Annotated in this window: 14 protein-coding genes, 5 tRNA genes and 4 pseudogenes; 13 read left to right on the top strand and 10 right to left on the bottom strand. The window is 49.7% G+C overall.

The window, feature by feature from the left end; genetic code table 11:
- The 3 genes from AU509_RS01430 to AU509_RS01415 all read left to right on the top strand — a co-directional run.
- Nucleotides 1–1,011: DUF3289 family protein (locus AU509_RS01430; protein WP_094117473.1), on the top strand; the 1,011-nt coding region annotated here is incomplete at its 5' end.
- A gap of 37 nt (nt 1,012–1,048) precedes the next feature.
- Nucleotides 1,049–1,732, top strand: a complete 684-nt coding sequence (locus AU509_RS01425) for a hypothetical protein (protein WP_094117472.1) — start codon at nt 1,049–1,051, stop codon at nt 1,730–1,732.
- A gap of 98 nt (nt 1,733–1,830) precedes the next feature.
- Nucleotides 1,831–2,436, top strand: a complete 606-nt coding sequence (locus AU509_RS01415) for a hypothetical protein (protein WP_139824002.1) — start codon at nt 1,831–1,833, stop codon at nt 2,434–2,436.
- 5 nt (nt 2,437–2,441) lie between these two features.
- Here the strand turns inward: AU509_RS01415 and AU509_RS01410 are convergent, their stop codons facing one another.
- Entirely contained in the window at nt 2,442–2,636 is a 195-nt protein-coding gene (locus AU509_RS01410; protein ID WP_139824001.1) for a hypothetical protein, read from the bottom strand.
- A gap of 81 nt (nt 2,637–2,717) precedes the next feature.
- Between AU509_RS01410 and AU509_RS01405 the strand changes: the two are divergent.
- The 3 genes and pseudogenes from AU509_RS01405 to AU509_RS01395 form a co-directional block, all read left to right on the top strand.
- Nucleotides 2,718–3,253: pseudogene (locus AU509_RS01405) on the top strand (phage tail sheath subtilisin-like domain-containing protein); the annotation flags it as partial.
- Nucleotides 3,254–3,274: 21 nt separating this feature from the next.
- A pseudogene (locus tag AU509_RS18400) lies at nt 3,275–3,475 on the top strand (phage late control D family protein); the annotation flags it as partial.
- Between the two features lie 58 nt (nt 3,476–3,533).
- Nucleotides 3,534–3,752: an ogr/Delta-like zinc finger family protein gene (locus AU509_RS01395; protein ID WP_094117469.1), complete on the top strand. Its 219-nt coding sequence runs from the start codon at nt 3,534–3,536 to the stop codon at nt 3,750–3,752.
- Between the two features lie 188 nt (nt 3,753–3,940).
- On the opposite strand, the gene AU509_RS01390 is transcribed toward AU509_RS01395, so the two are convergent.
- Nucleotides 3,941–4,027, bottom strand: a tRNA-Leu gene (locus tag AU509_RS01390).
- A gap of 6 nt (nt 4,028–4,033) precedes the next feature.
- Nucleotides 4,034–4,107: transfer RNA gene (locus tag AU509_RS01385), tRNA-Cys, on the bottom strand.
- Between the two features lie 1,586 nt (nt 4,108–5,693).
- Between AU509_RS01385 and AU509_RS01380 the strand changes: the two genes are divergently transcribed.
- Both AU509_RS01380 and AU509_RS01375 read left to right on the top strand, forming a co-directional pair.
- Complete coding sequence (locus tag AU509_RS01380; RefSeq protein ID WP_094117468.1) at nt 5,694–6,914, top strand: hypothetical protein; 1,221 nt, start codon at nt 5,694–5,696, stop codon at nt 6,912–6,914.
- Between the two features lie 21 nt (nt 6,915–6,935).
- On the top strand, nt 6,936–10,337 hold the full coding sequence (locus AU509_RS01375) for a TIM-barrel domain-containing protein (protein ID WP_094117467.1): 3,402 nt from the start codon (nt 6,936–6,938) through the stop codon (nt 10,335–10,337).
- Between the two features lie 300 nt (nt 10,338–10,637).
- On the opposite strand, the gene AU509_RS01370 is transcribed toward AU509_RS01375, so the two are convergent.
- Complete coding sequence (locus AU509_RS01370) at nt 10,638–12,569, bottom strand: oxidoreductase (protein WP_094117466.1); 1,932 nt, start codon at nt 12,567–12,569, stop codon at nt 10,638–10,640.
- 1,186 nt (nt 12,570–13,755) lie between these two features.
- Between AU509_RS01370 and AU509_RS01365 the strand changes: the two genes are divergently transcribed.
- Together AU509_RS01365 and AU509_RS17885 are read left to right on the top strand one after the other, a co-directional pair.
- Nucleotides 13,756–14,820 carry a cobalamin-independent methionine synthase II family protein gene (locus tag AU509_RS01365; RefSeq protein ID WP_176223439.1) on the top strand — a complete coding sequence of 355 codons (1,065 nt, stop codon included), beginning with the start codon at nt 13,756–13,758 and terminating at the stop codon, nt 14,818–14,820.
- Entirely contained in the window at nt 14,784–15,053 is a 270-nt protein-coding gene (locus AU509_RS17885) for a uroporphyrinogen decarboxylase/cobalamine-independent methonine synthase family protein (RefSeq protein WP_176223438.1), read from the top strand. Before AU509_RS01365 ends, AU509_RS17885 begins: the two co-directional genes overlap by 37 nt.
- Nucleotides 15,054–15,423: 370 nt before the next feature.
- Here AU509_RS17885 and AU509_RS01360 read toward each other — a convergent pair.
- The 4 genes and pseudogenes from AU509_RS01360 to uvrY all read right to left on the bottom strand — a co-directional run bounded on the left by AU509_RS01360 (nt 15,424) and on the right by uvrY (nt 18,733).
- Nucleotides 15,424–15,499, bottom strand: a tRNA-Gly gene (locus AU509_RS01360).
- A 140-nt stretch (nt 15,500–15,639) separates the two neighbouring features.
- Nucleotides 15,640–16,188 carry a CDP-diacylglycerol--glycerol-3-phosphate 3-phosphatidyltransferase gene (pgsA, locus tag AU509_RS01355; protein ID WP_085653485.1) on the bottom strand — a complete coding sequence of 183 codons (549 nt, stop codon included), beginning with the start codon at nt 16,186–16,188 and terminating at the stop codon, nt 15,640–15,642.
- 59 nt (nt 16,189–16,247) lie between these two features.
- Nucleotides 16,248–18,084 (bottom strand): annotated as a pseudogene (gene uvrC / locus AU509_RS01350) (excinuclease ABC subunit UvrC).
- Nucleotides 18,077–18,733, bottom strand: a complete 657-nt coding sequence (uvrY, locus tag AU509_RS01345; protein WP_085653487.1) for a UvrY/SirA/GacA family response regulator transcription factor — start codon at nt 18,731–18,733, stop codon at nt 18,077–18,079. The pseudogene uvrC and the gene uvrY overlap by 8 nt, the downstream one beginning before the upstream one ends.
- A gap of 626 nt (nt 18,734–19,359) precedes the next feature.
- Here uvrY and AU509_RS01340 point away from each other — a divergent pair.
- The gene (locus AU509_RS01340; protein ID WP_085653488.1) at nt 19,360–19,584 is read left to right on the top strand and encodes a DUF2594 family protein; all 225 of its coding nucleotides are present in this window, start codon (nt 19,360–19,362) and stop codon (nt 19,582–19,584) included.
- A 293-nt stretch (nt 19,585–19,877) separates the two neighbouring features.
- On the opposite strand, the gene AU509_RS01335 is transcribed toward AU509_RS01340, so the two are convergent.
- A tRNA-Lys gene (locus tag AU509_RS01335) sits at nt 19,878–19,952 on the bottom strand.
- A gap of 363 nt (nt 19,953–20,315) precedes the next feature.
- On the opposite strand from AU509_RS01335, the gene cycA reads away from it, so the two are divergent.
- Nucleotides 20,316–21,722: a D-serine/D-alanine/glycine transporter gene (cycA, locus tag AU509_RS01330; protein ID WP_085653489.1), complete on the top strand. Its 1,407-nt coding sequence runs from the start codon at nt 20,316–20,318 to the stop codon at nt 21,720–21,722.
- A 130-nt stretch (nt 21,723–21,852) separates the two neighbouring features.
- On the opposite strand, the pseudogene AU509_RS01325 reads toward cycA, so the two are convergent.
- Nucleotides 21,853–22,119 (bottom strand): annotated as a pseudogene (locus tag AU509_RS01325) (LysR family transcriptional regulator); the annotation flags it as partial.
- Nucleotides 22,120–22,489: 370 nt separating this feature from the next.
- Here AU509_RS01325 and AU509_RS01320 point away from each other — a divergent pair.
- Nucleotides 22,490–22,565, top strand: a tRNA-Asn gene (locus tag AU509_RS01320).
- The last annotated feature ends 195 nt before the right edge of the window (nt 22,566–22,760 follow it).

Here is a 22,760-nt window from a genome sequence, read left to right as displayed (position 1 = left end):
GTCGTATTAGGCTCGAAGGAACACGCCTGTTGTTCGTTAAATGCGGGCACGTTAGACATCAACGCCAACCGAAACTTTTCCAACACCGTCCAAAACGCCTACGCCCGCGCCAAGGTCAACGCCCCGGCGCAAAAAGCGGGCTGGGGGTTTGCGCCTCGCCCGGCCATACCGCGAACCGAACCCGAGCCGACGCTTAAAGTCACCGAAATGACCGATACCACCAGTGCGACGCGTATCCATGTCCCCGTTTTGGTATATCAGTCGCCGCGTAAACCCGGTTTTAACGCTGATGGCAGCCCGGCTGCGGATATGACCTATGGCGATATGACCGAAGAAGAAATCAGAGCCATACCTAACTTTGGCCATTTACCTCTCTTCGTAAAAGACGGTTATTTATTTGGCTTCGATTCACCGACCATCAACTTTATAAAATTTAGGGTGATGGCGGCAACGTTGTTCTCTTCCGGGGATCTGAGAAACGTTATTCTCGCAATGATTGCCAAATTTGAAAAAAATGAAGGGGGCGAGTTTAGGCATCCGGCCTTAACCCAGGCCGCTCGCGCACATCCGAAAACACAGAAGTTTATGACTCTATTACTGGATGGCATGAAAAAAGCGATTAAGCAAAGCAATGGTGAAATAAACTCGCTGCAACTGGTTGATTGGATGGATAAATATGTTTATATCGATGATAAAAACAACGAAAGACCTCTTCTTCCTCCTGCATTCAATACCACAAAAGACAAATGGCTGGGATGGTGGAATGGTGGTCTGACAATCACGGTTAACGATGTATGGGGTGCTAAAGCGGAGATCGTCGAATTCGATCGTTGTGGGCGTTTCTATAAAGGAAAGGTACACGTAACGTTTTACGACCATTTCGGCTTGGATATTCCAGATATCGGTCCTGACCCGTCGAATGGTTCAATAAAATCTTATAGTGTATTAGGCGGATTTCGGTCCTGGTTTATTTTGCAACACTTGGACCGTTTTGGATATAAGCCTTTATAACCGTGATGGAAATGGATTACTCCATTAAGGGAGAGCTATGAAGTTAACCTTTGCCTTTCTGGTGATGAATTATTTATTGCTCATCATTGGACGTTTATATCAGTTCGACAACAGTACATTCCTATGGATGCACTATTCCACCATGTTGCCGCTGATCTGGCTTATCGCCCCAATATGCATCATCGTATTTCTGTGCCGTCGCTTCCGGCAGAAATGGATTTACATTGGCAGCACGCTGGCGCTTCATGTCTTTATGACAGTATGGATCAATTATATTGGTGACATTTCCGCAAAGTTTACCTTCGGGACAACTACCATTTATCCAGGCCAGAATGGTCGCTTTATTGTTGTTAATCCTCCTCATGGGCAGCAGGCTCTAATTAACTTGATCATGAGCTATTTTGAGCGACATCCCTTTGACAAAAAAGAGGATCGATATTACGCCAGTTTTTATCGCCGCAGCGTGGATACCCCCATTAGCGGTAAAATTCCATTAGCGCATTGGTGGGATCAATCACCCACTGGACCTTATGAGGATAACTTAGACACCATTGATTATAGAATGGCAGCTTTCGCTTCTTTTAATAGCCACAACACAAGCGAACTACCTGGGACTATGAGAATTTGGTTTGATGGCGACTATTATTATAGCTGCGAAAAAAACGAATTTAACATTGTCGATATTCAATCAAATGGCACCCAAGACCCCACCTGTGATTAGCCCTATTACGCTATGAAATTCACGCTTATTTTACTAATAATTAATTATTTATTGCTAATTATTGGCCGTTTATTCCAGTTCGACGACAGCACGTTTCTGTGGACGTATTACTCCACCATTTTGCCGCTGATCTGGCTTATCGCCCCAATATGCATCATCGTATTTCTACGCCGTCGCTTCCGGCGGAAATGGATTTACATTGGCAGCACGCTGGCGCTTCATGTCTTCATGTCTTCATGACGGTATGGATCAATTATATTGGTGACATTTCCGCGAAGTTTACCTTTGGGGCAGCGGCCATCTATCCAAGTCAGGATGAACGCTTTGTCGTCGTCAATCCACCTCAAGGGCAGCAGGCTTTGATTGACTTGATAATGAAGTATTTTGAACAACATCCCTTTGATAAAAAAGAAGATCGATACTATGCAAGTTTTTATCGACGTAGCGTGGATACACCGATAAGCGGTGAAATTCCGTTAACGCATTGGTGGGATCAGTCGCCCACAGGCCCCGACGAACATTACCTAGACATTACCGATTATCGGATCAGTAGCTTCGCTTCTTTTCATAATGTTAATATCAAGGGGCTGCGCGGTATTATGCGTTTTTGGTTTAGCAACTCTTATAATCTCACATGTGAGAAAAATCAGAACTCTATTGTAGATATCACCCCGAATGGTACCCAAGACCCCACCTGCGATTAACCCCTCTAGGCAAAAAACAGCGCGACGCTGGGCACCTCTTTCAGCGCCGCCTTGATATTCGGCAGCGGATCGGTATGCAGGGGGATCGCCTGCTCCGCCTGCCGATGTACCGCCATCCAGCCGTCATCGTTGAATACCGCATAGCTATCAATCGGACAGTCAATCAGACTGTCTCCGGCATCCAGCACATAAATCGTCACGCCCAATAAATTCCACTAACACATCCTTGCCTCTTCGATTGTGCCATCCTGATACAGCTGCGCGGTATTACTGTGCCTTTCACCATACCAGAGCTCATATCGCCTACCACGCAATTCATTCAGCGCGAACTGATGCTGATTTAGCCGGACTTTATCGCATGGGCAACCGAGCGCGCTGGGACTGCGGGCCAAAATCGAAGAGCAAACCGGCTGGCATAAAACCCTGTCTAACGTTGGCGTCAACGGCGTGACCGGCATTTCCGCCGACGTCTTCTGGGATCTGCAAGATCCGGAGACCGATGCGGGCCTGCTGAATCAGCAATGACGTCACCACCCTGATCCGCAAAGACGGCTTTCGCTTTTGGGGGTCGCGCACCTGCAGCGACGATCCGCTGTTCGCCTTCGAGTCCTACACCCGCACCACCTGGGTGCTGGCCGACACGATGGCCGAGGCGCACATGTGGGCCCGCGACATTATCGAGAGTATCCGTGCTAAGCTGCGTGAAATGACCACCCACGGCTATCTGCTCGGCGGCGACTGCTGAATTGATGAAGCGGCCAACACCAAAGACATGCTGACCCTCGACTACTACGACACGCCGGTTCCGCCGCTGTAAAACGTGATGCTGCGCTAGGGTGGCGTCGCCTCATTCTCCATCACGCTGGCAAGAGGACGGGCCGAGCTGTACCCGGAACTGCCAGCGAAAGTCAGTGGCTTTAAGCAGGAAATCGACGCAGTGGAGTGGACGATCGCAACGGTGACGCTCTCGCTCAGTGGGAAGGGGTTTACGACCGCGCTGGAGTTGGAGGTGAAGATTGACAACCTATCGATTGAATGATCAAATATTCGAAAATGCGAAATAATCTTGATAATTTGAATTTAAAGAGGGAAAGCCGATGATGAAATGCCCGCTGTGTGGATGCGCAGCCCACACCCGTTCCAGTCAGGAAATTACGCCGCAGACGAAAGAGCGCTACAACCAATGCACGAATATCAATTGCGGCCATACCTTTATTACGATGGAGACCTTTATTCGCTCCATTGCGATTCCTGCAAGTGTAAATACCGTGCCCGTACATACCAAAGGCGGAAATCAGAGCACATTGAATATTTAACCAGCACCACAGAATAAAAGAATTTCCTGTCGCGGTTTATTTTTCTTATTCGAAGACGAAATAATGCGCGCTCAAAAAATACCTGTCGCCACTTTTCGCTATTGAGATTTATTACAGACACAAAAAAACCGCCATAGGGCGGCCGATGACTTTTTGCTAGGAGATTGATTATTATGGGTTTTATTCAATGGTGCCCAGGGCGGGACTTGAACCCGCACAGCGCGAACGCCGAGGGATTTTAAATCCCTTGTGTCTACCGATTCCACCACCTGGGCCAAAACTGGAGGCGCGTCCCGGAGTCGAACCGAGGTAGGCGGATTTGCAATCCGCTGCATGGCCACTCTGCCAACGCGCCTTAATAACTTACCTACACTGATAACGATAATGTAGTTTTGAATGGGGACCAGATTGTCATTTCTCTTCTAACCATTTGATTAGAATCGATTTTCTTATTCCCTAACCAGGAATGGACGCTATTATGGACTGGTTAGGAATGGATGGCAAGCCCTTTGTACCCCACAAAATATCAAGTGCCTAAAAGTTGATCGCCTTGCATTATACCGCCCGTAACCACCGCAAGGAATGCTCGATTTTTATTCGGATGAAGCGGTAATACTCCTGACCATTGCTTCCCACAAGGGCGTTACCCCGCATCACCCCATGCTGTCGCTATGGAGAGGTAGACACAAGCTGACCAACTTGTCATAAAGTGCGACCTTAAGAGTAGACGATATCTCGCACCTTAACTCCCCATCCCAGAGAGTCATCAGGTTTGGCTGTCCCTCTCAACAGCGCTAGCTTGGCGTTTCATCGCCTGAAATGTCATCAGGATGATTCGCGTTCGTGATGCTCGTGTTAGCCAACTAGTCGATGTTGTTCATTCTCGCCTCTTTCCTTCTTATATATAGCACTACCCGTCACCAGACATGACCACGCTCTAGTAGAGCAAAAAAACATCAAAAGTATCGGCTGATGAATATAGGGAGAGAATGCGAGGCCAAATAAACTTCTTCAATAGCATGCTTTATTAAAAAGCCAATTATTTTGAGCTGACTATTTCCTATTCAACATGTTCAACCGTAATTAAATAACACATCGGTGATGACAGCATAATCACACTTTGTTTAAGCTCAGGATAGAAAATATAAATGGCGTGATATTCATTGCCTATCAACAAACGGATGCTGACGCCACAAGGTGTATTCAAATTAGCAAGTAAAATAAAATATGATTTTATTCAAAACACCCTCTAATTTTGATTAAGGACAGTATGTTAAAACACAGGCTTGATAAAATGTTCGTAAATGGAGAATTGGGATTTAAGAATGCGCCGGATATTTATCGCGAACAGCATAAATAAGCATTTCTCCCTAATAAATTGCCTGCTGTGTAATAGGTTATAAACGTTGCAATTACGCCTTTGTTTTGAACAGAAAATTTTATAATAATTAGAAGGATACGCATAAAATACTGAGCTAGCGAATAATATGTATTTTGAGAAATCCACATTGCGGTATATCAGTTGGCAAAGTTTGTCCGGGTTAGACTATACCGCCGATAAATCAAGTGATGACAGGTAAGCATCTTCTGCGTTCATACTTGTGATTTTCTCGTGACAATAACTTAAGATTTGTACGAAATTAATCCATCAGTAACGATGGAAAATAACTCGTGTGCGACTGTCATCGGGAGAAAATACAAATTTTAAAATAATGGCGAAGAGGTATTTACATTTTTTTATCGATTGTGTTCTTCCCGGCTTCCGAGATCACAACCGATAAATTGATGACAACATAAATCAAATATCACCGCCAAAATATTTTGCATTTCACGATGCCAATTTAGGCATTCTCAAATGAGGTATTTGGGTGGCCGTCATTTTAATGACAGATAACAGAATTGTTAATTCATAAATACTTAGAGGTCACAATGAAAACTCAGATGAAGAAGACATCGGCAGAGGCATGCCCTTTATCTCAACAGGAGGAGAAACAACGTACGCTTTCCAGGCGTAAATTCCTGCTGTATGGTAGCTGCGTCGCCGCCGGAACGGTTGCACTGGCCGGCACCGCGCATAAGACGATGGCGAAAGAGGCCGTAGCGAATGCCACCGCACCGGGAAAATGCCCTCCTGGCGTGATAGCGTCCTCCTGTGTCGCCGCCGATCCGACATTGGCTCCCGGCGCGAACCCCGCGGCGCCGAAAACCGTCACTATTACGCCTCGCGCTGCCGAAAATGTGGTGACGGAATACCCTTTCAACGGCGGACTACTGTTCGGCGTAATGGTCAGTCAGCTGCACGAATTCGACACCGCCGGGCTTTTCGCCCATCAAGATAACACCGACGTCATTCTTACCAATCTGGGCACTCAGCCGGTCTATGTCGCTGCGACAGCGCACGTCAACAGCGATTTGCATCATGACACCCCGCTGCGTCATGCCGTTCCCTCGCTACAAAGCATCATCATCCGTGCAGGAGCGGTCATCACGACGGCTGACGCCTCTGCAAACGGGGTCATCTCGCTGATCCAGGTCCGCAATACGCGCAATGTCGAATCGGATATTTTTTCACGCGATACCCAGTGGGCGAAATACGCTTTCCCAGCCGGCACCCCTGCGCTTCCGCTGTGGATCTCTAATCAGCTTCATCTGAACCACAAAATCCAGGTGAATCCGTGGCAATTGACCGGTTTACCTGCGCCTGCGGGCAGCAAGGCGTTGCCTTACGAACTGTATGTCAATCTGTGGTGGCTGCCGGCCGGTTCCGATGCTGGGATCCACGCGGCGCATGGCAGCAATCTGTTCGAGGTCCATACCCAACTGATTGGCTGTGGCCGTATGCAGAAGTTCACCGACATCGACAAAGCCCGTGCCGCGATTGCCGGCAAACGGGCCGTACTGCCGGAAGGCGGCGTTGCATCGCCGTTTGATACAGGTAAAGCCTTCCCTGAACTCTACGAAGAATTTAGACTCGCGCCCGGGAACACGCATCTGCCGATGCCGATCGTCACGGAATACGACGCCTGGAAAGGCGTGTCGGACATCGCTAAAAATGCCAGCATGGACGATCCCTGCTTCTTCTACCCGCCCCATCAGTATTACGCCGACACCGATAGCGTGTGGATTGCCTTTGAATTTCACCGTTCAGCAGACAAGCACTAATCGACTATCAAGGACAGCGTAATGATGAAAAACAGAGAACTTCCCACGTCGTGGCGTGCTTATAACACCTATGACTATGTCCCCGTGGACGATTGGTCCGTTGGCGACGACATTGAGCTTTATTCAGTCTACTGGGATGGCAAACCCCATTCCCCCAACGGTTTCGACGCGGACTGGACGATTTATATCAATGCCAAGGCCAAACCGAAATCCGGCGCGGCGACCGCCGAGCGGGACGTGTATCTCGTATTGCAGGTCACATCTTGTGAGAAAGATGCCTTCCGGGTTCGGTTTTCCCCTTCCGCCGAGAGCATCGACGACTACCCGAACAAAGTCTATGGACCGATCATAGTAGAACGGCTGGATCAGATACGTCGACACGAGCAGACGGCCGGATACCACCCGCTGCTGCGCTGGAATCGCGATGGCGTGAGCATCCAACTGAAATCTATCCAGATTCAGTTCTTACGTGACAACAACGACCTCCTGTCGATCCAGATCAAACGCCTGTCTGATGGCGCCATCACTGACATTTCATCCGGCCCGCTCTGCCATGCCAAACCCGGCGTGGGCACCGTCGCCAACATGAAGCGTAAAGCCGAGGCGGCGACTCACTACTTCGGTCTGGGCGAGATAGTTAATTACAATCTGACCGGCAAAAGCCATGCGACCGTCGGGCACGCTGTTGAGGATTGCTATAGCTACAGCGGCTATTCGCTGCTGGATCACACCGGCTCGCAGATCACCTGCTACAACTACGACAACCTCTGGTACAACCAACCGGAAGTCTTCTCAAATAAGACGAAGTACAAAGACGCGTTCAAAGCCAACGCCAGCATCCCGCTTTATCTGAACGCGCCTTTTTATATCGAGCGCGCCGTGGTGGAGGGCCACCAGCAGTTTCTTGGCGTGTTCCTGGATAATACCGGCCAGAGCTACTTCTCCCTCAAAAACCCGTCTCGCGACAAAAATGCGGTAGAAGCTGGCGTTCAGCACGGCGAATTCGACTGCCATTATATGTTCGCGGAACAGGGGGCGGGAGTAATGGATGCCTTCACCTACCTGATGGGGAAAGGCGAACTGAATGCGCCGGCGGCAAAAGACGTGACGTTGAATGACCGCGCGGTCATGCCGCCCAAATACATCTTTGGTTATTTTCAGGCCAAATACGGTAGTCCCGGCCTGCTGCGCCCGGATGATGTCAACGATCCCATCAAGGTGTATGTGGAGGACATCGTCAAAGGGCATAAAAAATCCGGTATTCCGATTGAAGGCCTGGGGATCGATATCGATATCCAGGAAGACAAAAAGGTCTTCACCATCAAGGATAGCTTCTGGACGAAAGGCAAGGTCGACGAAGGGATCTCGGTATTCGACTGGGCGGCCCAGTTCAATCTGCAATGCCAAACTAATATCACACCGTTTATCCGCGCGGACAAAGTCGCCTATAACCCAGCCGATAAAGCGAAAAAACAGTATGTCACCGCTCAGGGACTGATTGAGAAAGGCTACTGCGTCGCTAACGAGGGTGAAGCCAACATTCCCAAATTCCGGGGGCCGAAACGTGAAAGCGATTATCCTGGTCTGACTTACACCCGTATCGGCGAGGTTAACTATCCCGACCAGAACCTGTTGGTGCTGGATTACGGCATCAATGCGCAAACGTCGGAACGCGATATGATCGGCGCCGTTGTCACCGACTACGGCAACCCGGACGCCGCGCGTTTTTGGGGTGACCAATATGCCTATCTGCTCAAAAATGGGCTTGGATTCATCTGGCAGGATATGCCGGCGCCCGACTCCATGCCTCACGTTGAAGACGGTAAAAATTTCGCGGATACGGAAGCGCCGCGTAACCAATTCGGCTGGTCGCTCACCGGGGAATCGCCCGATGACGACAGAAGAAGAACCAATACTTTCAACTGGCGTAGCTACCACGGTCAGGCGCATCTGACGGATCCCCGTTTCGGCGATGGTCGTAAAACGCCGTACGTCGAGCTGCGCAACTTCCATGCCTACATGCTGGCGAAGTCCAGCTACGAGTACGGACTCAGCGCACACGAAGATATGCTCAAGGGGTACAAACGCAGCTATATCATCTGTCGCAGCGGCTACCCCGGCCTCCAGCACTATGCAGGTCACTGGGTGGGCGATAACGCCTCCACCTGGCATCACCTGCAGGCCACCCTGCCGATGGTGCTTAACCTGGGGATGTCCGGGCTGCCCATCTCCGGTTCCGACGTTGGCGGATTTGCGCCGGGTGAAGCGCCAGAAGATCCCAGCAGTATTTTCTTCGGCGCTCAGCACTGCCGCAATCACAATCCCATGGTGTATGACCGGCTGGTGCTGGGTCCCGATGACATCGACATCGGCGACATCTGCGAGCACGAGCTGATGACCCGTTGGGTTCAGGCGGCGTGCCTGTTGCCGTGGATGCGCAACCATTACGATGCGATGAAACCTTATCAGGAAATTTATCGCTACGACGAGAAGGTGCCGGGCAGCAGCGATCGTTCCTTCGCCGATATCATGACGGCCTTCGTCTGCTTCCGCGTACGCTGGCATCACCTGCTGTATGACGCTATGTATCAGAATACCCAGACCGGTATTCCGATCTTGCAGGCGATGTGTTTGTGGCAGGGCGACGACGCGATCTTCGATAAATGCAACAAGGACGTACTGGCGACACAGTGCTTCATCGACAGCTCCGTGCTTTATGCCCCAATCATGACGCGCAGCATCGCCGGGAGCGAAGCCGCCTACGTGGCGGAAAAGGACATTTACTTCCCTAATGCGGTCAAAGGGCAGACGCTGAACTGGTATCGTTACCATGTCATCGAAGACACCGTGGATATCGCCAATCCCATTAAAGGGGGCCAGCGCCGTACCGTCAGCGCAGACATCACCAACGTGCCGCTGTTTATTCGTGAAGGCGCAATTATCCCTGAACGCCACACGCAGTCTGATCTCCCTGCGCCGTTCAAGAATATTCAGGTGATGGATAAGTTCGAGCAGCCGCTGGTGCTCGCGCTCTATCCCCTCGGCGAATCTGACGAAGGCGACCATCAACTTTACTGGGACGATGGCGGCGTCACCCGTTCAGCAGAACGTCAGGGACAGTTCTCGGTGATCGATGTTCGCCAACGTCGAATCGACGGTTCGCTGGAGGTTAGCCTGACACCGCGCAAGTACGATTACCCGCTGCACGCATTTGTCTACCTGCGCCTGCGCACGGACAAACCTGCGTTGCAACGGCTGACGGTCGGCTCGTCTACCCTCAGCACTCGCGTAGATTCGACGGACGCACTCTTCAAACACGAGGGAGAGGCGGCTTATGTTGACCCACGCGGCAGCGTCTGGATTAAAGTCAGCACCCGCACGCTATCCGCAACCCACGCGTTGACGATGAATATCGTGTCATAACGCATTCGACCTCATCACGGGCAGGCTTTCCGCCTGTCCGTGATTTTTTACCGCCTTCCACCAGCCAACGCCCCACCCCATTTCTCTTCCTGAGTCCTGTTTCATTATCCTGTCATACAGCAGAGATATACCTGCCGCATTGTTCGGTTTCCACGAAAGTCAGCGCCGACAAGAAACCAAGAAAAGCAAATCGTGGAGCGTAAAGACCAACCACAGATAACAATACGGGCCTTCCATTTTGCATGGAAAGCCCGTTGATAAGACGGTCAAGCGCCGAGGATTAATGGCGCTAAAGCATGATTAGGCCAGACACATACCCGCGTCAAAACCTTCACGCGCAGCCACCAGCGCATTGCTGGTTTTCACGGCGCCACCGATGACGATCGCATCGTCGGCAACGCCTTCCAGCTCTTCAGCCAGTTCTTTGACCGGCGCGTATCCCAGTGCGATAACGACGGTATCCGCTTCTAACTCCATTCGTCCTTGCGCATTTTCGAGGATCACTTGATGCTCGCCAATTTCGCACAGCTTGGTGTTGGGGTACTGCTTCACGTCATACTCTTCCAGTACGGACATCAGATGCAGTTTGCTGACGCCATCCAGCTCTTGCAACAGGCGGTCGCGCATTTCAACCACGGTGACCTCTTTCTGCTGCATGGCCAGATGTGCCGCGGTTTCGCCACCGACTTCACCGCCGCCCGCGATCACCACGCGCTGACCGGTCACCACATTGCCCAACAGGACATCTTCCGCCAGCACTACGTGCGGCTGATTGATGCCCTTAATCGGCGGAACCGCCGGTTTACCCCCGGTGGCGACGATAACGGAGTCCGGGCGACCTTCCGCCACGATCGCTTTGGTCAGCGGCGTATTCAGCTTGATCTCCACGCCCAGTTTTTCCAGCTCCCGGCCCAGCCAGGCCGTGTAGGTCGCCAGCTCGCCTTTACCCGGAGGGAAAGCCGCAGAGCGGAACTGACCGCCCAGATAGCCGGTTTTTTCAAACAGCGTCACACGGTGACCACGCATCGCCGCCACGCGGGCCGCTTCCAGCCCTGCCGGACCCGCCCCCGCGATGAAGACGCGTTTAGGGCTATCGACCTTGCTGTAGTCCAGGCTACTTTCACGCGCCAGCGACGGGTTGACCAGACAGGTGAACGGCACGCCAAGCGGCAAACTGGCCAGACAACCCTGCATGCAGCCGATGCAGTAACGAATAGACGCGACATCACCCGCTTTCGCTTTGTTGGGCAGATGTGGGTCGGCCAACGAACCACGTCCCATCGCGATAAAGTCCGCTTTGCCCAAGGCCAAAACGTTGTCCGCCATACGCGGATCGTTAATGCGGTTCACGGTGATGATGGGCATACTCACCGTTTTTTTCAGCTCTTCGGAGAAAGAGACGGCCCAGGCATGGCCCACATACATCGGCGGCACAGTACAAGCCTTGTTGTGATCGCCATAAACGCCCATAGTCATGTGCAGCGCATCCACGCCCCACTCTTCGAAGATCTGCGCCAAAACGCGGGTTTCGGCGATATCACGCCCGCCCAGGAAACCTTCGTCAGCGGAAAGTCGGATGGTCACAGGATAGTCAGCGCCCACTTCCTTACGCACCGCCTCATAAATCTCTTTTAAGAACAGGATGCGGCCGTCGAGGCTACCGCCATATTTATCGGTACGCTTATTGGCATAAGGCGATAAAAATTCGGCAATCAGATAACCATGACCGGCATGAATTTCAACACCGTCAAAGCCCGCCTCTTTCACACGGCGAGCGCAATCTGCAAATTCTGAAACCAACTGCTGAATTTCGTCGATACCCAGTTCCCGAGGCATTTCTTTTAACGCGGGGCAAGGGATTGCCGAAGGGGCCACTGGCTGCACACCGCCGTTCACATTTTCTGACGTCTGGCGGCCCGCATGGTAAATCTGGCAGAAGATTTTACTGTCGTATTGATGGATGGTGTCGGTGAGTTTTCGATGACTGGCGATTTGCTCGTCGCGCCAGAGTCCACCGATATATTTACAGCCCATCGCATTTTCGTTGATGGCGTAGTTCTCCGTGATGATCAGCCCCCAGCCGCCTTTTGCTTTTTCTTCGTGATAGGCGATATAGCGGTCTGATGCCGTACCATCGCTGTTACACAGGTTGGTGACCATGGCAGGAACGACGAGCCGGTTCGGAATAACGCACTGATTAATTTTTTCGGGGTGAAATAATTTTTTGAACATATTTTATATTTTTCCTGCTAATGAATATAAAAGATATTATTCTAATAGCATTAGAAATGCCTTTTAAAAAATATCGTCCTCGAATTTCATTATAATAATTCACACCTTTCTCAAACAATGACTATTTATTAATACCCACCCCAACCATGAAGCACGTCAAAATAACGCTAAAAACAGAGCTCATCTGAAAAATGAATAAAAACAAAAAAGATAATAAGATGTTCTATAAATGGAGAGAATAACGTTATCAACCTGTTCGGGATTAAATAGGCTGCAATCAGTCATCCTTTGATATCGTTTTTCTGTTAATTAATTCAACAAGGACCAGTACAAAGAAATGTTATTTTTATTCGGGTTAACGGGCTGAGATTTCCTGCAGAAGAAAGATACCCATGCTGGCAAAACGCCGCGGTGAAAGATTGCCTGGGTTATCGGCACAGCGTAGGGCTGAACATACCGTGGACAGGGGCTGCTTCCCCGCCGGTGAGCCAGTGTATGAGGGTGGTTGCTGCATTCAGGCTGCCTTTCCCCTAGCTTTTATTTCTCCTGATAATGGTGATTATTTTTACTCGGTGGAAATGTTTCACCTTTTTCGACACGACGATCATAAGCTGAACCCGCGCATGAATTATCCGTGTCATGATACTGCCCATCGGTTGCTGTTTTGGCGCGCGTTTTGGCAGTTCAATGTTTAGGCATAATTAACGCCTCATTTAATTTAACTTGAACACGGGTAAGATAATTATGGATTGTGATATTTTCGTGAAGGCCTATGTTTTTATTTTTAAATAAGCGGTTTTATGTATCTATCCCGCCATTGTCGATATAGTATTTTCTGAAAATATTATTCTTCAATGCGTTTATGGAAAAGACTCACCATACCATTGAGCCTCTGTATGACTTTCTTTTTGACAACACGTCTTGAATCGCCCAATTCACGACTCATGCTAACTTGCGATTTTTTCTTCCCTGATAGCATCATTTTATCCAGCGAGTCAATGCTGAACCCGCGTCATATAGATACATCCTCCCTTTCACGACAGCCGCGTTTTGATAAGCGGTTTTGCAGGTTGGCTCACCGGTGAATACCCTATTCGGTTGGAATATCAGACCTATTGCGCCATACAAATCGCGTCTCGGACGCGTGAAAACGAACCTCACAAAACACCACAAAATGAGAGGTTTTTTGTTAGAAGAGAACACTGATAACATCAGAAGATATTTATCAACGGAAGCCGTCCATTTTAGCCAAGCGGGTACCGACTCTTTTCGGGAAGTGAAGCACGATAAACAACGTTTCGCTTCCCAGAACGACAACAAACTGAACGAAAAATCAGGGGGAAAAATGTATAAAATAGAGCAGGTTGGCTCTTTGCTTAGACCAGAATGGTTAAAAGAGGCACGAGTGCGTTTTCAGGCAGGCGAAATCTCTGCGGTGGAATTCAAGCGTATCGAGGATCGCGCGGTACGTGAGGCCGTCGCCGTTCAGGAAGCGGCTGGCGTCGAGGTCGTGACCGACGGCGAACAACGTCGTTCGATGTTTTTCTCATGGTTTTTTGATGCGCTGTCCGGATTTGATCTTACCGCATCCTCCAATTTTCCCGGTCTGGAATGGCGGGGTCTGAAAGGAACAGCGCAGGCGACGAATGCGAAAACGCCTGTTGTGCCTGTCGTAACCCGCAAGCTTGCCCGTAAGAAAGCGGTATCGGTCGAGGAGTTCACTTTCCTGCGCGCTATCACTGACCGGCCCAAGAAGATCACGCTGCCCTCTCCGCTTCTTGCCTGGTCATTCTGGTCTGCATCGCATTCAGCTGAAGCCTATCCCGATATCTTCGACCTTTTCCATGATGTAGCCAGACTGCTGCGGGAAGAAATCGAAGAACTGCGCGATCTCGGCTGTGAATATGTGCAGATCGATGCGCCGGAACTGGCGATCCTCATCGACCCTCAGCTAAGGGAAGACGTGAAAGCTCAGACGGGCATTGATACTGAGCGCTTACTCGAAGAGGGGATCGCGTGCATCGACGAAGTGGTCAACGGCCTCGAGGGCATCACCACCTGCCTGCACATCTGTCGCGGCAACAATGCGGGACAGTTCTACGCGGAAGGCGGTTATGAGAGCATCGCCGAAGCGCTGTTTAAAGGTGCGCGGAGCTTCGACCTTTATTCTCTGGAATATGATGATCTCGCTCGGGAAGCTTTGAACCTCTGGCATTGGTTCCGAAAGGCAAAGGGGTCATTCTCGGGTTAATCTCAACTAAGCGACCCGATCTGGAAGCAAAAGATCTGCTCAAGGCGCGCATTAGCGAGGCGACCCGCTTCATCCCGCTAGAACGTATTGGCCTTTCACCTCAATGCGGTTTCGCATCAACATGGGAAGGCAATCCGTTAACCATGGACGATCAGACCAAAAAGCTGCAGCTGGTCCGCGAGGTAGCGGAAGAGGTACTGCAAGCGCCGTCGACTGAATCCTCTTCAGACTAACAAAAACCCATAAAGTGATGGGGGCGGCGTAACTGTGCAGATGGTCAACCTCCCCCATCCACCTTATCAGCCCATAGGATATGAACATTTCTATGGGCTGTTTACTTTTAAGTTTGCGATGCTTGGGTCAAAAGAAATGAACGACGCTGATACGCTACCGGCGTCCCAATGCGAGACCCGCTGATTTGATTTTACGAAAAGTTCTGGGATGAGTACTTCAGCTAACAACGAGCAAACGTCGCTGCTAGTCATAACGATGTTGAAAGGCTGGGGTAGATAATTGAGATTGACGTGCTTCAGAAACAAAAAAAGAGCTTTCGCTCTTTTTTTTTGATTCTGCAGACTTAAGGAGCCATCTGCAGATAAGAATTGGAGCGGGAAACGAGACTCGAACTCGCGACCCCGACCTTGGCAAGGTCGTGCTCTACCAACTGAGCTATTCCCGCGTAACAGATTGACTTCATCTGTTAAAGTGACTGACAAGCCATGCTTGCTGTCGATGCGGTGCATTCTACTGACCTATCGCAGCGAGTCAATGAAATTATCGGCCGAAATCACTCACTCGCTGATTTTTGCGTCAGCTCGATTAATGTTCGAACAAATCGTGCCGCGAAGCGTTCAAGTATTGGAACATTGACCAGAACGTTAACACCGCAGCCACGTATAACGCCGCAACGCCAACACCCTGGACCAACATATCAGGACGCCACAGCAAAGCGAACAGCGCCAGCATTTGGGCGGTCGTTTTCACTTTTCCGATCCAGGAAACGGCCACACTACTCCGCTTTCCAATCTCCGCCATCCACTCACGCAGCGCGGAAATAATGATCTCACGGGCGATCATCGTGGCAGCGGGCAAGGTGATCCACCAGGAGTGGTAATGCTCGGCGACTAAAACCAAAGCAACGGCAACCATCACTTTATCCGCTACCGGGTCGAGAAAAGCCCCAAAACGGGTCGTTTGTTTCCAACGACGCGCCAAAAATCCATCAAACCAGTCAGTGACCGCCGCTCCGACAAAAATGACGGCGCAGGCCAGAGGTGCCCAGGCGAAAGGAAGATAGAACGCCAGCACAAAGAAAGGAATTAATGCAACGCGAAACAGGGTAAGCCACGTAGGTATATTAAATTGCATAGTTCTTTTGATAACTGTCTGGCCGGAGTGGGTATTGTGAGTATGTTGCTACATTGTCCCTAGTGTTTCAATGCATAGTAAATTTTTTCTGCCAAAGCTGAAGAAATTCCCGGCACATTAGCAATTTCTTCGATACTGGCATTCTGAAGCGGTTGCAGCCCGCCCATATACTTAAGCAACGTTTGACGACGCTTCGGCCCCACCCCCTCGATCAGTTCCAGGCTACTGGTATTTTTGACCTTGGCTCTTTTCTTCCGATGACCGGAGATGGCGTGATCGTGGGAATCATCGCGAATGTGCTGAATGACATGTAGCGCAGGCGAATCGGGCGGCAAGGCGAAGCCTCTCCCGTCGCCTCAAAAAACAGCGTTTCCAGCCCGGCTTTTCGATCGCTCCCTTTCGCGACGCCCAAAAGCAGCGGCTGTGTTTTATCCCAGGGAACCTGGAGTTCATCGAAAACGGCTTTAGCCTGCCCCAACTGCCCTTTCCCGCCATCAATCACGATGACATCCGGAATTTTACTGTCATCCAGCGCTTTGCCGTAACGCCGTTTCAGCACCTGAGTCATCGCCGCGTAATCATCGCCTGGGGTGATCCCGGTAATATTATAGCGCCGATACTCGGAACGAAGCGGTCCGTTTGCGTCGAAGACACGCAGGATGCGACCGTCTGCTCCCCCATCGTGTGGCTGATGTCGAAACATTCCATGCGTTTGATTTCGGGCAGCTGCAAAACATTGGCTAATGCCGTCAAACGCTGATGAATAGTTGATTGCTGAGACAGTTTGCTGATCAGCGCGGTATTGGCATTCGTTCGCGCCAGCTTGAGATAACGAGCGCGGTCGCCGCGAGGACGGCTTTGGATCTGCACTTTGCGTCCTGCGATCTCGGTTAATGAGTCCGTCAGAAGCTGTTGTTCCGGCAACGAAAAATCCAACAAAATTTCGGTAGGCAACGTCCGGGAAAGACTTCCCTGCAAGTAGAATTGCCCCACGAAAGTTTGTACGACTTCAGCCAGTTCCGTGCCTCCCGGAATTTTGGGGAAGTAACTGCGGCTACCCAGCACCTTGCCCTGGCGAACGAACAAAACATGTACGCAGGCCAGACCCGCATCGAAGGCAACGCCGATGACATCGAGATCTTCGCCATCTCCTGCGCCGGAAACGAACTGTTTTTCCGTTACCCGGCGTACCGATTGAATTTGATCGCGTATCCGCGCCGCTTCTTCGAAGTTCAGCGTTTTGCTTGCGGCTTCCATCTGAGCGATTAGACGCGTCAGCACCTGCTGGTCTTTTCCCAGCAAGAACAATCGGACGTATTCCACCTGCTGACGGTACTCTTCATCGCTGACGAGTCCGGAGACGCAGGGGCCGAGACAACGACCAATCTGATATTGCAGACACGGACGGGAGCGATTGCGATAAACGCTATCTTCGCACTGACGAATGGGAAACAGCTTTTGCAGCAGCATCAAGGTTTCGCGTACCGCATTCCCATTGGGGAAAGGCCCAAAATATTCGCCCTTCGCATGCTTGGCGCCGCGATGAATGGAAATTCTGGGATGTTTATCAGAGCTCAGGAAGATCAGCGGATAAGATTTATCATCGCGTAATAACACGTTGTAGCGAGGCTGGTAACGCTTGATGTAGGTATGTTCTAGCAGCAGCGCTTCCGTTTCGGTATGCGTGATGGTCACATCGATCTGATGAATGCATTTGACGAGCGCCTCTGTTTTGCGGCTACCTACGTTGCGACGGAAGTAGCTGGAGAGACGCTTTTTCAGGTCCTTCGCCTTACCGACATAAATAACCGTATCGTCAGCATCATACATACGGTAAACCCCAGGTTGGCTGGTTACCGTTTTTAAGAACGCCGGGGCATCAAAGCTTTCACTCACTACTGGTCAACGTCTCCGCATTAAAAAGACCATGCCGGATGGCAAGGTGGGTCAACTCCACGTCCCCGCTGATATTCAATTTACTGAACATTCGATAACGATAACTGTTCACCGTTTTAGGACTGAGGTTCAGTTTATCTGAAATCTCGACCACTTTCTGCCCCTTAGTGATCATCAGCATAATCTGTAATTCGCGGTCGGAAAGGCACTCCAGGGGAGTTTTTGTTTGCGGAGCCAACTGACTCAGCGCCATCTGCTGAGCGATGTCAGATGCGATATAACGTTTCCCGGCGTGCACAGAGCGAATGGCGCAGATCACTTCCTGAGGCGTCGCGCCCTTGCTCAGATAACCTGCGGCACCCGCCTGCATCACTTTGGCGGGAAGAGGACTCTCTGTATAAATAGTCAGCATGATGACTTTTATTTCAGGAGAAAATCGCACGATTTTGCGTGTTGCTTCCAGACCGCCGATACCCGGCATGTTCATGTCCATCAGGACAACGTCCACGCTATTGTTACGGCACCATTTGGCCGCATCCTCGCCACACGCGGCCTCGCCTACCACTTTGAGGCCTTTGATGTCGTCAAGAATGCGCCGTATCCCTGCCCGCACCAATTCGTGGTCATCAACAAGAAAAACGCTAATCAAAGAACAATTCTCCAAAAAGAGAGTAACACTTAAAATTGCTAATTCCCGTGGTGATACTCTATGGCTTAATTACAATGAATACACTTTTCCATCAAAAATGTATTTTTATTGACTATGTGCAATAGATTTCATATTGGTTATATGTTCTCGCGACGTCAACAGCAATCTGTTTGACTACGATACAGCATGATTATTACAAAAACCGGATTTTTAAGAAAAAAGGGACAATTGTCACCTTAAAATAAAAAACAATGCCAAATCAACATATTAAGAATAATCTTTCTTCATATATATGTTGTGACTTTGCTAACGGAACGATTATAGCCGCACTTGTGCCTCAGGGCGACTATTTTCTACAGCATAAAATGCATCCTAAAAATACCAAAATAATGCCATATAGATACATCTTTTTCATATTTAAGTGGGAAGGTACATTTAGAAAAATATAACCACCAGCGAAATAATATCTCTAATTCCATATATAAAAACAGGCTATTCATTATCTGAAACCGAACAGCGATTACCTATGTTATAATGCGCCCCAATTTTTTGGTATGTCGGTCATCTCAGGGTCCTGGCGACATAACATATCGATCTTACTGGACTTATCTCTATAAGGAGCAAATATGAATAAGGCCGATTTTTCGACAGAAACCTCTGTCGAAGCTCTAGCTCATGAAGTCACCTGTCTTAAAGCTGTACTCACACTGTTGCTGAAATCCATCGGACAGGCCGATGCAGGTAAAGTGATGGTGAGAATGGAAAAATATATCGATCAATTAGAAGACCAAAATCAGTCGGATGTTCTTAGTCATACGATGAAACAAATTAAAACGGTTTACCGCAGATAACTTTCTTCCTGCCGGTCAGTATCAGCCGATCGGCAAGATATCCTCTACTCCTGAGCTCCCTCGACATAAAAAATCAACGTAGACAGCCCCCACCGTGTTCAGATTAACGCGATCACTCTTTTGGCAGGCCAACCCCGTAAATGACTTTTTACGCGGTTAACATTCCAAACACATATTAGAAATAAAATACATTTAAGATAATAATGAAAAATTAACTATTGGAAGAGAGTCGATAGATTTAGATGAGGAACTGGAATTGAAATATAATAAAACACGAGGTAATAAAGGGGTGTTGGTGGGTCGTCGGGGCTCGAACCCCGGACCAATTGATTAAGAGTCAACTGCTCTACCAACTGAGCTAACGACCCAACGGGACGGATTATTCACTCTCCACTACTTCATGTCAAATGGTTATTATTGTTTTTTGTATCCAGCGACAAAAAAGAAATTGAATTAAACATCGGCGACTTCATGGTTCGGCTGGTTTCACCATAGCCAGAAGTATCATCTTTATATTGAAGGCCCACCTAAAATCTTGATTGCTATTATTCTCACCTGTCTGAGCATTATTTCATCATGCTTGAATCACGCTGTTTTACTCCTATATCAGCATCTATGAGCATCGCCGTCACAATGTGATATTATTCCCCGCTTTCAGCATCACAAGCCAAGAGCCACTCAAGAGCTCAACAAAACACCACATCACGGACAAGAACAGGAAACACACTTGAATGTCTGAACAATCCAAAACGGTTAACCAGACCGCCGAAGCGAAACCGCAAGGCGACCTGCGGAGAAACCTAAACAACCGACACATTCAGCTCATTGCCATCGGGGGCGCGATTGGTACCGGTCTTTTCATGGGGTCGGGAAAAACAATCAGCCTGGCCGGCCCCTCCATCATTTTCGTTTACATGATCATCGGCTTTATGCTGTTCTTCGTTATGAGAGCGATGGGCGAACTCTTACTCTCCAACCTGAACTATAAATCCTTCAGCGATTTCGCCGCGGATTTATTGGGACCTTGGGCCGGCTTCTTCACCGGTTGGACCTATTGGTTCTGCTGGGTCGTCACCGGGATCGCCGATGTCGTGGCCATCAGTTCCTACGCCCAGTTCTGGTTCCCAGGACTATCACAATGGATATCGTCCCTACTGTGTGTGCTGCTCCTGTTAACGTTGAACCTGGCGACGGTCAAACTGTTTGGCGAAATGGAGTTTTGGTTCGCCATGATTAAAATCATCGCCATCGCCGCCTTGATTATAATCGGCGCCGGGCTGGTGTTCATGCACTACCCGTCACCCTCAGGAAATATCGCATCCTTCACCAACTTGTGGAGCCACGGCGGCATGTTCCCACAAGGGGTAACCGGATTTTTTGCCGGATTCCAGATCGCGGTGTTTGCTTTCGTCGGTATTGAACTGGTGGGAACGACCGCCGCTGAGACCAAAAACCCGACGGTCGTTCTGCCACGAGCCATCAACGCAATCCCTGTCCGCATCATCATGTTCTACGTTTTCTCGTTGGTGATGATTATGTCGGTGACGTCCTGGGATCACATTGCACCCGATCGTAGCCCGTTCGTGGATATGTTTATCCTGGTCGGCCTACCCGCAGCGGCCAGCGTCATCAACTTCGTGGTGCTGACATCCGCCGCGTCCTCCGCCAACAGTGGCGTATTTTCCACCAGCCGTATGCTGTTCGGGTTGGCCAAGCAAGGCGACGCTCCGCGACGTTTTAGTGTGCTATCGAAACGCGCCGTCCCCTCAGCAGGACTCCTGTTCTCCTGTACCTGCATGCTATCTGGCGTCGTGCTGATTTATTTAATCCCGAACGTCATGACCGTGTTTACGTTGGTTACCACCGTCTCAGCGATCCTGTTTATGTTTATCTGGAGCATCATCCTCTGCTCCTATCTCGCCTACCGTAAACAGCGACCAGAGCTGCACAAAAAGTCCCAGTACAAAATGCCTCTGGGAAAATTGATGTGCTGGGTGTGCCTTGCGTTCTTCGCGTTTGTCTTGGTATTGCTGACGCTTCAGCCGGATACGCGCCAGGCGCTCATCGTGACGCCGCTATGGTTCCTGGTACTAGCCGTCGTTTATATCTTTATGCGCAGGAAAAAACAGAACGCCTGATCCACAATGGCCATCGAGACCAGAGATTTTATGGTCAGCTTGATTATCGAAGAGATAGATATATCGGGTGGGTTATAAGAAGAACGGCCAGCAATGAATTGATTGCTGGCCGTTTTCTTTTTCAGACGTTAACAGTCTGTCGAACTCCGTTAACGGCCGTCTTAGCTTGTTCGCACTGGTGTAAAATGGCTTGCGCATGGGAATATAAAACTTTACCTGCATCAGTCGGGGTAACGCCACGGCGACTGCGCACCAGCAATTGCTGTTCAAGTTCGCTCTCCAACGTGGCGACTTGTTGACTCAGCGCGGGTTGCGCAATGTGCAGCATCTCTGCTGCCTGCGTGAGGCTACCGATATCTACAATTTTCACAAAGTATTTGAGCCGTCTTAGATTCATGCGTACCTCCAGAATGGTTACCTCACAAGAGGTAGCAAGAACTACGCCAAATCCAAATCGTTCAGGGAAAAAATGCGTTTTAGGACTTAACTCACTTATAAATAAGTAAAAGCAATGGTCAGCGAGTGCGACGCTTCCACCTCAGAACTGACCGATTTCAGTCCACCCCACCTGACGGCACCATGATGGTGCAATCGCTGCCACGGTGAAGTGCATATGGCGTCTATCGCCATAGTGCTCACAATCGAATACGTCCACTAAATCCGAAAATTCAATGAGTTGATTATAAGTTCATCAAACGATCACGGAGATTCATATCTTGCTTTGACAAGCCCCGGCACTCCCGCTATCATCCACCGCACTTACCGATTCCTCTGTAGTTCAGTCGGTAGAACGGCGGACTGTTAATCCGTATGTCACTGGTTCGAGTCCAGTCAGAGGAGCCATATTTAGAAAATCCCGCTTAAGGAAACTTAAGCGGGATTTTTGTTTTTCATGTGTCTGAGCAAGTTTTCGTATCGCTTTGATGCGGTAAGGTAACGAGAACGCTTTCAACTGCGTTTTAGGCTTTTTCTCCGCATCGGGAAAAAATGGTGGTCAGATTTGGGGTCAGGTTGGTTTGGACTGCCCCCAACTCTTCA

The sequence above is a fragment of the Lonsdalea britannica genome, from assembly GCF_002111595.1.
GTDB classification, from domain to species: Bacteria; Pseudomonadota; Gammaproteobacteria; order Enterobacterales; family Enterobacteriaceae; genus Lonsdalea; species Lonsdalea britannica.
This window is presented reverse-complemented; position numbering and strand designations above follow the sequence as displayed.